The following is a 15,815-nucleotide window of genomic DNA, read 5'->3' on the forward strand; positions in this document are numbered from 1 at the left end:
GTGTCTTTTCTCTATTTTAATTCCATATACTTTTACGCCTTTGTTATTTTTCGAACGATTTGTAGGAATTAATATAACTCGAACATCTAGCTCGTTAGATGTTCGAATGTATATTAAAAATTATATAAATTAAGAATGTATTTCAGATAATTTTATAAATAAATACAAAGGTACCTCCTCCCCTACTGTTACAATAGCAATAATCTCTTGTCTATTTCCGTTATTAAATTGTAATATAATTACAGTATGTGAAATTATACTACATTAACTTTAAAAGCGAAGTGAAAACAACCTTCACTTCGCTTTTTTCATTTGTAATCCCTATTCAATTTGCTCAATTCAGTATATACTTTCACATTATTTGCTTTTATTTATTCGGTTTCTCTGTTTTTAAAACTAGTGAACTTAATGCAGGAACTTTAATTTTATTGTCATGGACAACGTAAAGTGTTTTACTTCCCGCCTGATTCTCGTTTACTAGCACTTTCCATGGACCTTTCGATGGAAGTGTTATGTCAACGGCTTCCCTATTTGCATTGTGAGCCACCATAAAGTATTCGCTTTTATTCCCACTTCCCTTTCCATCTATTGTATAAGCTACAACATTTTTGGGAACATCGATAAAAGCTACATACTTTTTAATTTGCTCTGCAGAAGTCATACGAAAAGCTGGGTATTTTTTTCGTAAATCTATTAAGCCCTTCATATACTCTACTTCATTATTAAATGCTGCACGGCGTAACCAATCCATCTGGTTAATAGAATCAGGAGATTTGTAACTATTATGATCACCATATTTTGTGCGCATAAACTCTTGTCCTGCATGTAAGAATGGAATACCTTGTGATGTTAATAAAATAGAAGAAGATAATTTATGCATTTGTTTTCGCATTTCTTCACTGTCACCTGAATTAGTCAACTCAAGTTTATCCCATAAAGTATGATTGTCATGTGCTTCCACATAAGTTAGCACCTGCTCCGGATCTTGATAAGTAGACGAATTTGTATCATAGTCAATACCGGCTGTAATGCCTTTTTTAATACGGTCTTCCATGTTTTGCTTTCCATTTACAAAACCATTTTCTTTCTCCTCAAATACACTACCTTTCAATCCATCACGAATATTATCGTTAAAATGAGCAATCCCTTTCATTTTCTCCGCATTTTTTTGATTTGCTTTCAATTCAGCTGCAAGAGGTGTATTTAAATCCCAGCCTTCTCCATGCAGAATAATAGAAGGATCAATTTGATTAACAGCTTTACGTATCTCATTCATCGTTTCATAATCATGAATACCCATTAAATCAAAACGGAACCCATCTAAATTGTATTCTTTTGCCCAGTATGTGACGGAATCTACCATAAATTTTCTCATCATCTTTCGTTCTGAAGCGGTATCATTCCCTACTCCAGTTCCATTTGCTAATGTTCCGTCTTCATTGTAACGATAATAGTAACCTGGAACTAACTTATGAAAATTTGATTCAGCGGCATTATACATATGGTTATATACTACGTCCATCACAACACGAAGATTATTATCATGCAATGTTTGAATCATTTGCTTTAATTCAGTTATTCGAACAGTTGGCTCAAAAGGATTTGTAGAATAGGAGCCCTCTGGGACGTTGAAATTTTCCGGGTCATATCCCCAGTTATATTGTGGTTCATTTAAATTCTCTTCATTTACTGAAGCATAATCAAATATCGGTAAAAACTGAACGTGAGTAACACCAAGATCTTTCATATGATCAAGTCCTGTTTTTACACCTTCAGGCCCTTTTGTTCCTTTTTCTGTTACACCTAAATATTTTCCTTTTTGCTTAATACCACTTTCAGGTTGGATGGAAAGATCGCGTACATGCAATTCATAAATAATAGCATCTTCCGGATTTTTAAATTTCGGTTTTTTGTTTGCTTTCCATTTTTTCGGATTTGTTTCTTCTAAATCAACAACTGCACCTTTATCTCCATTTACAGAAGCAGCACGCACATACGGATCAACCGCTTCAGTCCACTTATCCCCAATTTTCACCTTATACGTATAAAAGAGACCTTTTTGGTTCCCTTTAAGTTCTGCTTTCCAAGTTCCCTTTTCACCTTGTTTCATGTTTATTTCAGTACCTATTTTATCGCTCCATTTTTTATATGTAACTAACTTCGCTTCACTCGCAGTAGGAGCCCATAAACGGAACTTTGTATGTTGCGGAGTATATATATTCCCTAAATCATTACCACCATAATAAAATAAATTATCAAATTCCTCGCTACGAATGACTTTACCGATTTCAGTATTCGCATCAGCTAAGTTTGCTATTTTAACTTTGTATGTTTGTTTTAAATCAATTTTCTGTTCCGTAATTATTTTAACCTTATTAGTAATATCTCCACTATTTTTATCATAAGGACTAATTCCCTTAATTTTAACGCCTTCAATTTCAATTTTCTGTTCCTTACTATTAAACGGAACATTAGTCGTTACAGTAATTTCATTAAAACTATCAATAGTAGCTTTTTGAATTGAGAGATCCGAAGAAGGCTTAGAATCATATACTTTTTCATCACCCGAAAGGATCCATACTTCAGCACGACCATCCCTTATATTTTCAACCCAGTGATCACCTCCATCTTTTTCCCATTCATTGGTACGAACTATAAACCCTACACGATTATAGTCACCACCTATTTTTATCTTAGCGTATTTTCCAAATTCATCTTCACCAGTAAATTCATAAGATTTACCGTTTGCATTTTCTCCCCATACCCAAAGATTCCAGTCTTTTGTATTTCCAGATTTCTCTTTGTAATGAATGATAACTTCAGTTGTTTTCGAATTTGAAACTGCCTTCACACTCTGAAAAGAGAAAACAGATGATAACATAACGATTATGGTAAGTAATAAAAACGATTTGTTAATTAATTTTTTTGTAATTTGCACCCCATACACCCTTTCTTTAAATATTACGAACAATTTATTATGCTCATACTACGAAACACGGTTTAAATTAATCTAGGAATCTCTTTTACTTCACCTCCATATTGGCTATTTTTACGTATGTATTTCAATGATCTTTTATACGAAAATCAAATATAAGATGGAAACAACCCTTACGAAAACGTTTGCATTAAAACTCAAAAAAATAGATTTGTTTATTCCTTCTTATATTTGTAAATACTAAAAGATCAGGGAAATCATTTTAAAGCAATCGTTTGTTATCGCTTTCATTTTATAGCACTTACTATTAAAAGGTCAATATATTATTAATTTTCTGTTTTTATATCCTTGAAATCTTATATATTTGTCGTAACTTATTGAAGATAGATGCCTGATTATTGCTTAGTAATTTTATTTTCACTAATACATTGCTACGTAAAAAATCAGCTATATCCTTAAAATGACATTAGCTGATTTTCATAATGTATTAATATATGAATGAAAACTATATTTCTAACTTACTTAATTTTTGCTGCATCAAATGCTTTTTGCACTGCTTGAACTTCAGCTGTATTCGCCCCATATTTATTAGTTGCCACTCGAATACATGCTGATTTCAATTCTTTGAAATTAGATGTCATGTTTAATTCATCTGTATTTGCATAATAGAAAATATCAAACATTTTATCTTCACCAATTCCTTTAACAGTTACTCCGTTATGAGTTCCACCTTTTGCAATGAGATACGCAACTTTATTAATAATACTTGAATTAAAATGAACGCCGCCTTGATCCCATCCATTAAAATCGTTAAATTCACTGTAATCATCTGGATAAGGTACTCCAAGTGAAGATGGAACAGAAGCTGGGTTTTCCATATCACGGAAAACAGATCCAGTTTGTTCTCCCATTGTCCAGTTAAAGCTTCCATTATTTACGTATTTCTCAATAGATGTTCCCATAATATCAGATAGCGCTTCATTAATCGCACCAGGTTCACCGTAATATTCAAGATTAGATTCGCTAGAAGTAACAGCATGTGTAAATTCATGTCCAGCTACGTCATATGCCTTGACAATAGGATCGCCATATACAAGCATACTTCCATTATTAGCACTTAATGCATTTTGCCAATTTTTCGGATCGTTCGTATCTTCAGAATCCCAAGCATGTACAACTGAAACTACCTTTTGTCCCTTATTATCAAAACTATTACGCTTATATTTATCTTTATAAAAATCAAATACCTTTGTTGCTAAATAATGAGCACTTACTGCTTTTGGATCGTTAAATGTTGTTGAAGTGCTGGTTGCTAGTGTACCAGGATAATAGCTTTCTTCTTTAGTAATATCTCTGTAATTCACATCATATGTTTCAATTCCTTGCCCTCTTGTATAATCAGCAAGTGCATATTTACCATTACTTTGTTTAGAAATACCAAATGAACGAGATATACCTAAATCATCTTTTCCTGTTCCAGTTAATGATGTAAGACTACTTTTTTTACTTTCCTTTAAAGCTCCAACTAGTTTTTCACTTGCTTTTAAGTTAGATTCTTGTACCATATTTTTTAACATATCACCATTTTGTGCATTTACTAAATAAGTTCCAGAAACATAGTTTGGTGTTGCCGCTTCAAATGTAACTTGATATGCATTGCTAGCTTGTCCATTATTTTCATCAACAAAAATAACTTCCTTAACTTCTGGCTCAGAAATAAACTTGATATCGTTCCCGTATTTCGTATAAATATATTGTTTCGCTTCATCTTTTGATAGATTAATAGGCTTTTTCAATTCTTCTTGTTTTAAATTTTGCGCGCTATCGCCTGAAACACTTTTAATAACACCGTTATTATCTACGTGTGCAGTTAATTGATGGCCATATACTTCTTTTCCTTCGTATGTTTGCTGCATACGCACAAGTGTTGTTCCATCATACGAACCACGTTTTTGAAGAACTTTATAATCTACTCCTGTTTCTCCATTGACTTGATTTGGAGAAAGAGCTTGTTCAGCTTTCTCCTTAAGAGCATCTTTTACTACATTCTCTGGTGTTTTTTGTGACGGTTGTGTAAGTTCACCTGAACGGAATGAGTCCTCCTGAATTTGAACTTGAAGTTGATCTGTTTCCTCTGCATGACCTATTCCGTATGGTGCCACAGCTGTTAAAGCTAATCCTGTTGTTAATGCTACTTTAGTTAATGTCTTTGTGTTTTTCATTTTTTCACCTCGTATAATTTTTGAAATAGAAAGCTTGTACAAAGTATACTGTCTATTTATGTCGAAAAAAAGAGAAAATACAAAATTTATGTAATATTATGCAAAATTACATATATGTGGTCGATAAAATAAAAAATGAGCCCTTTTAGGTGCTCATCCAATTGGTTAGTCGTTAATTATCTATATTCATTCTAATCAAAGTACACTTATATCTTATTAACAACATAAAAAACCACTCTTTACTATTTTAAGAATAGTAGATAAATACTTTAGTGAGGCAACGCATATACAAGTTAGATTTTTCAATATAATTTTGTTATTTATGTCTATAGCTGCATGGATTGTAACGTTTTGAGACTGCTGAAGTCTTATATGAGTTTCAGGCTTTTTTATCTTGTCAAAAATATCTTTCAAAGATATTTTTGTCTCCCCATTTAAATATAGAAAAGGACATATCTATTGCATGTTATTAACTTAAGGTATGTTCTTTTAAAGCATATTATAAATATACATAGTGAGAAATGAAACAATAATTATTCAAATGAAAAATCCCCTAAATTTTTAAAGCGATTCAGGGGATTTTTTACCGATGATTCTCTATATTTCCATACCGATCACAAACTTTTTTAGGATAATGGTATGTCCAAGTTTAATAGTTTTTTGCACGAGAGCCATCTTTTTTATATTTATTTAATTATCCTACTAAGTTTTTTGTAAAATTCACCTTTTCTTTTTACATGATTAAACTGATTTGGATTAATATTAGCTTTTTGTGAGAGTGCTACAATCTCTTCTTTTGTAATTGAATCTTTAGTATTTATAGATGCTATATTTGTATATTTTCCATCTTCTGTTTTTGGGATTTCTAAAATCCCTTTATTTACAAGATCAACTACAGCCTTATGCTCTGAAGAATGTGTATCTACACCAGTAATTTTCCAATTATGCATAACTTTTGGCGTGTATACACCGTTCTTTACCTCTTTTAAATATGTAATAGCAAGGTTACGAATGGTTCCACCTGTTTCTCCGAATGCATTCTCTTGTTTAGATGACCAAGTTTGTTCAAATTTACGTCCCTCTAAAGCTCCCCCTTTTGCCTGAAGAGCCTCCATTCTATACGCATTCATTCCTAGCGTCATAACATCGCTCATTTTGATTGGTTTATTTGTACGAATAGAGCGTAAATTTGTAATTCTACTACCATATGGTTTTGTTAAGTCAATTTCGTATTTTACGCCTCCAAAGAAATCGTTCGTACTGTATTTAGACGCACGACGATTTTTATCAAAGCTAACTGTTACATCTCCGGCACGAGATGAGTTAAAATATCCTGCTGCCCATTCCATATAGTCTTTCAAATCTTTTCCAGTTATCTTATATACTGTAATTTCTCCCAAAGCATATTGATAATTATAAGCAATATCTTTCTTCTTTATAGGACCTATATCCAAACGGGCATAATCATTATCAATTTGATGGGCTACTACATCCGCCTTACTGTAATGGAGCATGACTTCATGAAAGAAATCTGATAAAGGTGTCTCTTGAATCTGCACACTTGGAATACCCTTTATTTCATTTTCAGGAACAAGGTTTCTACCCTTTAATTGGGCGACTACAACATTTGCATCTCCTCTCGCATACTCATGAAAAGGTGTTAGTGTTTCTTCAAGTGTAGAATCAGATAATACTGTAGTTCCATCAGCATTTTTTACAGGTATAGCGGTAGCTGTTTTATCTTTTAAAACAAGCTTCCCATCTTGCTTTGTAAAAGTAAGGTCAATACGTGAAATATGCGTTCCGTATTTATCTGGTTCTGTAATAATTACGCCATTTACAACTTCTTTTTTTACAAGTTTATGCATATGAGCCGCAAAAATAGCGCTTAGTTCCGGACAAGCATTCGCAATATCTTGAACACCAGTACCTGGGATTCCATTCTCATTTTCTAGTCCCATATGCATAACCCCTACCATTACATCTACTTTATCTTCTAATTCTTTAATAGCCTTTTTTGTCTCTTCTACTGGATTTTTCACTACTAAACCATCCAAATGATCTGTCCCTTTTTCAAAATCACTAATCATTGGTGTATTCATACCAATAATCCCGACTTTAATTCCACCTTTTTCAACAATCGTATATGCAGGAAGAAAACGCTCTCCATTTTCCTTATAAATATTTCCTGCTAACGTCTTTCCCTTGTATTGCTCACTAACTTTTTTCAATGTATCTAATCCAAAGTTGAATTCATGATTTCCAAATGCCCAGGCGTCATATCCCATTGTATTCATTGCTACCATCATTGGCGATTGTGGCTTATCGTTGAATAATTCTACTGAGTTTCCTTGAATTGTATCCCCGGCATCTACTAATATGGTATTTGGATTTTCTTGACGTACCTTCTTTATAACCGTATAAAGCTGCGTCAAACTTCCACTCATATTTGCTCCATCAAGCGCATAATCCCAAGGCATAAATCTACCATGAATATCTGCAGTACCTAACAATGTAATATTAACATTAGATTCCTCAGCCTTAGAAATAGCTGGTTTGACTGTTACTGCTGTTACAAGAAGCATAAGAATAATAAAATTGCATACATAGTTCTTCCATTTCATTTTTTGCATAATAACAATATTTCTCCCCTTTTTGTACTGTCATAAAGTTGCTTGAACTTTAAAAATGTAACTTATTATTCAGAGAAATTCAACTATAAAAGATAATTTTGTAGTTGGTTTTGCTGTGAAAATATAGAGAATAAAATGCATATATCCCCTAACAGAATAGTATTTTATCATTTTCTAATAAAATACTTCTTCCTCCAACGTGTGAAGGGCGCTAAACCAACGGTAGATGTATATGTACTTTCAAAATTTTGGACATGCAACTCATTTTCGGATTTTATTTCTAATTTTTTCCTTCTATATGAAAATACTGAGATCACTTCCAAAAATAATAACCCCGCTCTTCATTTAAGACGGGGTTACACTTATACAGCAAATCGGATTCAGATTTTTTTCAAATGTTCGTTTCCTCTTCAGGAGTAAAATCTGCTAGTTTCGTATTTTTTTCTGCTTATTGGTTGCTTTCAACTAAATTCATCATAATTTTAATCAGGACTTGTATTTTATCACTCGAACCCTTGATGCTATCCCAAATCGCTCAATAAATAGATAATGATTTTTACTTTTCAACTCCACAAAGCAATTTTATCTCTTTAATTTGTTCTATATGACGCTGTTCATGCAAATAGATCAGTTCTATCCACTGATCAAGAAGTAATTCTCCAAGAGCTGGATGCGTCACTGATTTTTTCGCTAATATAGATTCATCTTCTATTGTACTCAGGAAACGCATCAATTCTTTTCTAGAGTCGTTTAACAAATCAACCATTTGCTGCACTTCAAATGGTTCTATACTTGGTTCAATCATTTCTGGGGCTATAAATTTTATCGATCTATCTAATAAAATAGTGTGAATTTCTTTACGCTCATTTAAGATACTATCCATCTTTTTTAATCCCGATGAAATAACTGTTATAACTCTCTCATCTAATAAAACTAAGTGATGACAAACTTTTGCTATACTCCATTTATCCTTATCTGGTTTCCTATTAAATTGAGCATCACTTAACAAAGTAATTTCCTCAAATAATTGATTTCTAGTTTCATAAAACGTGTCATTTACAAATGTATTCATATGAATTCTCCTTTCGCTAGAACCTACATACTTAAATTCCTACGCTAGAAATATTCTCTATGGAAAAAAGATTTTCCTTCACTATTATTCCAATCCAATCTTTTCTTTCTTTAGTAGGTTCTCTAATTCATGCTGAAATGTATGAGTTCTCTCAACATCCTTGAAGATTTCCTTGAGGTTATTATGCGCTACAGCTACATCATAATACTTTCAACGGAATCCTTTCAATATAACTACATAAAACGTTCCTAATTATCAATCTAGCATTAAATATATGTAAAAAATCAACCTATTCATTCATTTTTAATGCTTATGTATGTACATTTGTTAATTTATTAGTTATATTATGGGTATTGAATGATTACGAAAAGTTAATAAATCGCTTGTATAACACCTTATATTTTTATATCCGTGAAAACTACAAAATGTATAAAATTCCATTTGTCAAATGAATTTAATGCGGAAGGAGGTTTGTGGTTACTTCATCGGGATATAATAATCAGTTTTGAACTGATAAAAATATAGGAGGCGACATAATGTTTCGTACGATTTCAAATTTCATGAGAGTAGCTGAGATAAGAAACAAAATTCTTTTTACACTAGCGATGCTAATTGTTTTTCGAATTGGCACGTTTATTCCAGTTCCTCATACTAACGCAGAGGTATTAAAAGTACAAGATCAAGCCAACGTTTTAGGCATGCTGAACGTATTTGGCGGAGGAGCACTGCAACACTTCTCAATCTTTGCTGTAGGTATCACACCATATATTACAGCTTCTATCATTGTACAATTACTACAAATGGACGTTGTACCTAAATTTACAGAATGGGCAAAGCAAGGAGAAATGGGCCGTAAGAAATCAGCTCAATTTACTCGCTACTTTACAATCATTCTCGCATTCATACAATCCATTGGGATGTCTTATGGTTTTAATAATATAGCAGGTGGACAATTAATTACAGATCAAAGCTGGACTACATACTTATTTATTGCGACAGTTTTAACTGCTGGTACTGCATTTTTACTTTGGTTAGGTGAACAAATTACCGCTAATGGCGTTGGTAATGGAATCTCAATGATTATCTTCGCAGGACTTGTTGCGGCGATTCCGAATGTCGCTAATCAAATTTATTTGCAACAATTCCAAAACGCAGGCGATCAGTTATTTATGCACATAATAAAAATGGTTTTAATTGGACTCGTAATTTTAGCGATAGTTGTTGGTGTTATTTACATTCAACAAGCTGTTCGAAAAATACCGATTCAATATGCAAAAGCTGTTTCAGGAAACAATCAATATCAAGGAGCAAAAAATACTCATTTACCTCTTAAAGTAAATAGTGCAGGTGTAATTCCTGTTATCTTTGCTTCAGCCTTTTTAATGACGCCGCGTACAATTGCGCAGCTCTTCCCTGATTCAAGCGTATCTAAATGGATAATTGCGAATCTTGATTTTGCACATCCATTTGGAATGACACTATATGTGGGTCTTATCGTTGCCTTCACATATTTCTACGCGTTTATTCAAGTAAATCCTGAACAAATGGCTGAGAATTTGAAAAAGCAAAACGGATATGTCCCGGGTATTCGCCCAGGTAAATCTACAGAACAGTATGTAACAAAAATTTTATACCGTTTAACATTTATCGGTGCGATTTTCTTAGGAGCAATTTCAATATTACCACTTGTATTTACAAAAATCGCTACATTACCACCATCTGCTCAAATCGGTGGTACAAGTTTACTAATCATCGTAGGTGTTGCATTAGAAACGATGAAGACGTTAGAAAGTCAACTTGTGAAGCGTCATTATAAAGGTTTTATAAAAAAAGTGAATTAATTACAAAAACACACTAGGATATAAAGACCTAGTGTGTTTTTTATTCTATAAAAATAAAACCCTCATTTTCTCGCTTCATATTTTTATCTTTATTTTAATTACCATAAAAGTAGCTCCTTTCTCTCACCTTCAATATATCCCTCGGTGGTTATAAAAAGTCTCAGCATGAATTTATCTATAATTAAATAGTCTGGTACAAAATCTTTTAATGTTATTACTTGCTTTCTAACAATTCTTTTGTCACCTTTTATTCCAAAAACTTTAGCTTCTAAATAATCAATTTCACCTAAAAATAAATCTATCCTTTGATATATAGGGATTCCAACCAATCCTTTAACTTCTGGTTATATTGTGTAAGTTGTCTATTACTATCGTATAAAAAGAGATTTTGAAATTCATTAACAATGTAGTTTGTAGAAACAGGTATCATATTTTTCTTTCAAAAAAAACAGAGTGCCGCTCAACTAGCTCTCTGTTTTAAACTAATTATATTATTGCGTATGTAAAATACCTTGCAAAACAACTTCTAATCCCCAGCGGAATCGTTCTTCTCCACCAGATAACATATTTTCTTTTAGACTTACAATCATTGGATACCTTGCTGTATCTAAAGCCTCATACGAAGCACGAATTGGGTCAAGAGTGGTACCTTTTTCTTTGCGAGCTGTTTGTTCATATGCGACCGAAGCAGCATATAACAGTAAAATATCTACTCCCCATGCTGATGCTCTTGCATTAACTCCACCTTCATGTAATTGACACAAAATCTGTTCAGTAAGGGCTAAAGAATTTGGCCCAATTGGAATTGTCATTAAAGCTAATTCTGCCATTCCAGAAGAGTCGAATAAAATTCGAAAATATGAATATACAAGTGTAAATAGTTCTTTTTTCCATGGTTCATTTTTCTCATCTGTTATTTCAATTTTCCCTAGACCATAATCTAATACATACGCTCTTAATTCATCAGCATTTTTTACGTATACATATAAAGAAGACGGACCTGTATCTAATACTTTTGCAATTTTACGCATACTAAGGCCAGAAATACCTTCAGACTCTAATAGGTCATAAGCAGTCTTAACAATGATTTCCTTACTTAACGGTTCTTTTGCTGGTCGTGAACGACGACTAGTAATTGTATTCGTTTGCTCTTCCATAGTTCTCCTTTAGTAAATATATTTTTATTGTTGCTCATGAAGTTGATTCATAAGATTATACATTTTCATAGTAGCATCCTCCGAGAAACAAATCTCAAGATTATCATTTGACACTTCAGCGGATTGAGAAGAATAATCGTACATTTTTTCTTCGTAATTTTCAATTGCCTCGTTCAAATTATCATGTTTTACAATAGATAATGCAAGTTCTGCCGCATCACGCATCGCTAGATTCACACCTTCTCCAGCAAATGGAGACATTAAATGTGCAGCATCACCAATTAAAGTAACACCAGGATTACTTTTCCAAGTTAGTCCAACAGGCAACATATAAATTCGTCTAGGAAAAATCGCACCATCTGCACATCTAATATAATTTTTAAGTGTTTCATCCCAGTCTTCGAAATATTGTAGAAGTTGATGTTTTGCTTCTTCTAAATTTTTAAATGGAATTCCACAATTATCAAGCCATTTTTTATCTGTTCTAAAACTTAAATACACGCGAATACTGTCATCTCCATTTAATTGCGCAAGAATTCCTTTATGCTCCGCAAGCGCAAATACTTTGCCACGTCGATTAAATTTCGCCATCTGAGGATGATTTTTCGTTACATTTTTCAAATTCAATTCTACCATGCTAATACCAGTATATTGCGGTATAGAATTTGTGACAAGTGGACGAATTCGAGAGAAGGCACCATCTGCTGCTACCACTAAATCAACAGTGTCTACATGTCCATTTTCAAAATGAAGTTCATGTATACCATTTTCTACAGGAATGGCTTTTGTTAAGTTATAGCCCCAATGTATACATTGCGGATCAACAGAATTTAAAAGTAACTCACGTAAAGTGCCTCGATCAATTTCTGGACGATCTCCGCAATTAGGATCCGCTACTTCATCTAAATATATTTTCCCGTTCTTATCACATAAACGAAAATCTTCTCCCTCATATCTAGCAAGTTCATTAAATTGTTCTAACAATCCTGCTTCTTTAAGCGCCTCTTGTCCGGAATCATGATGAATATCTAATGAACCTCCTTGTTGCCGAATCCATGGTGATGTTTCTCTTTCATATACGACACATTTTAAACCATGTTTCTGTAATATACGAGCTAATGTTAAACCTCCTGGTCCAGCACCTATAATTGCAATACGTTTTTCTCCTTTATTTTTTCTTTCCATCATTTATCACACCTTATATTTTATTGAATTACTTGTTTTATTTATAACATAACGTACACTGTTCGTAAAGTACATCGTTCGTTAATTACTAAGCAAATTATGTTAAACTTAATGTGTAAAAATAAAAAGCATGTTACAAGTCAGTAGTAACATGCTTTTTAAGTTGATAAAGTAATAAACTTTTATTAACTTAATAGTCCAATGATTCCATTTGTATTATTTACATTTCTTTCTTCAATAACTTCCCTTGCTTAAAATAAACGCCCAGCGTAGAACGATTTGCTAAAAATACACCAATCAAGATTAAACAAGCACCAATTCCCATTGCAGGATTTAATGGTTCTCCTAATACAAAATAACCTACAATAACAGCAATTAACGGGGATACATATAACCACGTCGATGGAAATACTGGATTTGTTTTTGATAAAAGCCAGTAATATAAACCGTGTCCACCGATAGATCCTACAAATATAAGATATAAAATTGGCCATTGTACATTCCAAGATGTTAATACAGCTAAATTCGGCTGTTCCATTACAACAGATACAATTAATAGCAAAACTCCTCCATAAAACATTTGAATGCCGTTAATGAGAAATGGTGATACGTTAGGTAAATCTGAAAGTATCTCTTTAGAACGAATCGAACCTATTCCATAAAACAACTCTCCTACTAATATAACAAGGCATGCAATACTCCATATGAAAGTAAGTTCTTGATGCATGCCAGGTAAAGATATAAACAAAACTCCTGTAAGTGCTATAACTAAAGCAACAAGTTGTTCTTTTTGCAGTTTTGTTTTGTTTCGCCTTGATTGTAATAGCAAAATCATCATTGGGGCTGTTGCAGATAGAACTGCAGCTAATCCAGAAGAAATATATTGTTCAGCCCAGTAAAGGGTCGCGAATGTCATAAATGTTAAACAAAAACCAGCATATATAATACGTTTCGATAATAAGTAAGGCATAATATCCTTTCGCTTTAATTTAAAAATAATAATGAGAATAAGGCCCGCCAAAAAGAAACGAATTCCAGCTGAAAATAATGGTGGTGCCCCCGCTTCTATTCCAATTTTTATCGTTAAAAATGTCGTTCCAAAAATAATACATACTAAAATATAATTTAAAATGACCATTTTCCTTCCTCCTTTTTACTCTTGAAATGAGTATAGAGGATATGGTGTATAACAGTGTATCCGAGCATATAACAGTTGAATAAAAATATAGTTGATTGTCAGACTATTTTTCGCTTTAATTAAATTAAAAAGAAAAACAGGTGATTCTATGAAGATAGTACTACGTAAAGAATCCAACATACCATATTACCAACAAATATATATGCAAATTGTTGAGAGAATTCAAAGCGGGATGCTTTCGCATGGCGATTACCTCCCTTCTTTACGTTCTATGGCCGATGATTTGCAAATTAGTTTATTAACTGTTCGTAAAGCTTATAAACAGTTAGAAACGAAAAGTTATATACGAATTGAACAAGGAAAAGGTGCCTATATACATAAACGTGTGAACAAAGATTTCAAACCAATTCCATATCAATGGCAACAAACGAAATCCATTAATGTTATGCGTTCTCAATATGTAATGAACCAACATCGTAAATATTTTGATTTTTCACAGGCTGTCCTTTATCCACGTTTATTACCAAATCCGTTTCTTTCAGATGAAATGCACAAATTACTTAATAAGGATCAAATGATACTGGCAACATACGGACCTGTTCAAGGTGACAAAGAACTTAGAGTGGAAATAACAAACTACTTAAAAGAACACCAACAAGTAGTTACAGATCCATCTCAATTATTAATTACAAGTGGTGCCCAGCAAGGAATTGATTTAATCGCCCAAACATTATTAAAGCCTGGAGACATAGTGTTAGTAGAAAGTCCGTGTTATGGAGCGGCGCTTGATGTATTTGTTAATAAAGGAGTTCAAATTATCCCTGTTAGTCTTGATAACAACGGCATTCGCTCAGATCTAATCGATGATATTTGTCAAAGAAAGAATCCTGTTTTGTTATATGTGAATCCTACTTTTCAGAATCCAACGGGCACAGTAATGAGTAAAGAAAGAAGAATGGAACTTGTAGAACTAGCAGAGCTTTATCAATTTTTCATTTTAGAGGATGATTCTTTCGGAGAGATATATTTTGAGGATTTTAAAATTCCCCCTCCAATAAAAAGCTTTGATACAAATGGTCATGTTATATATTTAAAAGGGTTTAGTAAAACGTTAGCACCAGGTCTTCGCATCGCGGCACTTGCAGCTGAAGGTCCTATCTTTGAATGGTTATACGCCGTGAAGGCTTCGATGGATATTGGTAGTCCCTTATTGACACAAAAAGCACTACTTCCTTTTTTACGAGCGGAACGAATGAAAAATCATTTAGAAAAATTACGGACTGCTTTACAAATTAGACGCGATTTAACAATTGATATATTATCTCCATTAAAAGAATTAGAATTCGAAATACCTAATGGAGGATTTAACTTATGGGTTACACTCCCTCAGTCAATCGATCCTTTTACATTATTACAAAAAGCGAATGAAGTTGATGTTTCTTTTTTACCCGGCACAGCTTGTCTGATAAACCATGAAACTCAATATAATCATTTGCGAATTAGTTATTCAATGTTAAATGAAAAAGATATGTTGATTGGATTAGAAAGATTACATGATACAATTGCCAAGTTTAAATCAATGATTTAAACTCCAAAACAACAACTAACCTCTTATTCACACAATAAAAAACC

The 15,815-nt window shown here is 32.9% G+C and carries 10 protein-coding genes; 2 read left to right on the forward strand and 8 right to left on the reverse strand.

Going from position 1 to position 15,815, the window contains the following annotated elements; genetic code table 11:
• Nucleotides 1-367: 367 nt before the first annotated feature.
• The 4 genes from pulA to DN408_RS27875 all read right to left on the reverse strand — a co-directional run bounded on the left by pulA (nt 368) and on the right by DN408_RS27875 (nt 8,862).
• On the reverse strand, nt 368-2,938 hold the full coding sequence (gene pulA, locus DN408_RS27860) for a type I pullulanase (RefSeq protein ID WP_147740468.1): 2,571 nt from the start codon (nt 2,936-2,938) through the stop codon (nt 368-370).
• A gap of 515 nt (nt 2,939-3,453) precedes the next feature.
• A complete protein-coding gene (locus DN408_RS27865) occupies nt 3,454-5,157 on the reverse strand; it encodes a M4 family metallopeptidase (protein ID WP_016127039.1) in 1,704 nt (567 codons plus the stop codon).
• A 686-nt stretch (nt 5,158-5,843) separates the two neighbouring features.
• On the reverse strand, nt 5,844-7,790 hold the full coding sequence (locus DN408_RS27870) for a bifunctional metallophosphatase/5'-nucleotidase (RefSeq protein ID WP_002032306.1): 1,947 nt from the start codon (nt 7,788-7,790) through the stop codon (nt 5,844-5,846).
• Nucleotides 7,791-8,346: 556 nt separating this feature from the next.
• Nucleotides 8,347-8,862, reverse strand: a complete 516-nt coding sequence (locus tag DN408_RS27875; RefSeq protein ID WP_078179238.1) for a DinB family protein — start codon at nt 8,860-8,862, stop codon at nt 8,347-8,349.
• 536 nt (nt 8,863-9,398) lie between these two features.
• Here DN408_RS27875 and secY point away from each other — a divergent pair.
• Nucleotides 9,399-10,703, forward strand: coding sequence for a preprotein translocase subunit SecY (gene secY / locus DN408_RS27880; protein WP_002069884.1), 1,305 nt, complete (start codon nt 9,399-9,401; stop codon nt 10,701-10,703).
• 98 nt (nt 10,704-10,801) lie between these two features.
• On the opposite strand, the gene DN408_RS27885 is transcribed toward secY, so the two are convergent.
• From DN408_RS27885 to DN408_RS27900, 4 genes are all read right to left on the reverse strand, one after another.
• On the reverse strand, nt 10,802-11,032 hold the full coding sequence (locus DN408_RS27885) for a hypothetical protein (RefSeq protein ID WP_016101932.1): 231 nt from the start codon (nt 11,030-11,032) through the stop codon (nt 10,802-10,804).
• Between the two features lie 162 nt (nt 11,033-11,194).
• A complete protein-coding gene (locus tag DN408_RS27890; RefSeq protein ID WP_078179050.1) occupies nt 11,195-11,860 on the reverse strand; it encodes a TetR/AcrR family transcriptional regulator in 666 nt (221 codons plus the stop codon).
• A 24-nt stretch (nt 11,861-11,884) separates the two neighbouring features.
• Nucleotides 11,885-13,048: an FAD-dependent oxidoreductase gene (locus tag DN408_RS27895; RefSeq protein WP_078179049.1), complete on the reverse strand. Its 1,164-nt coding sequence runs from the start codon at nt 13,046-13,048 to the stop codon at nt 11,885-11,887.
• Nucleotides 13,049-13,265: 217 nt separating this feature from the next.
• On the reverse strand, nt 13,266-14,183 hold the full coding sequence (locus DN408_RS27900; protein WP_016101934.1) for a DMT family transporter: 918 nt from the start codon (nt 14,181-14,183) through the stop codon (nt 13,266-13,268).
• A gap of 148 nt (nt 14,184-14,331) precedes the next feature.
• Here DN408_RS27900 and pdxR point away from each other — a divergent pair, with 148 nt between their 5' ends.
• Nucleotides 14,332-15,771, forward strand: a complete 1,440-nt coding sequence (gene pdxR, locus DN408_RS27905) for a MocR-like pyridoxine biosynthesis transcription factor PdxR (protein ID WP_016127035.1) — start codon at nt 14,332-14,334, stop codon at nt 15,769-15,771.
• Nucleotides 15,772-15,815: the final 44 nt, after the last annotated feature.

The organism is Bacillus sp. AR13-1, from assembly GCF_008042285.1.
Lineage (GTDB): Bacteria > Bacillota > Bacilli > Bacillales > Bacillaceae_G > Bacillus_A > Bacillus_A mycoides.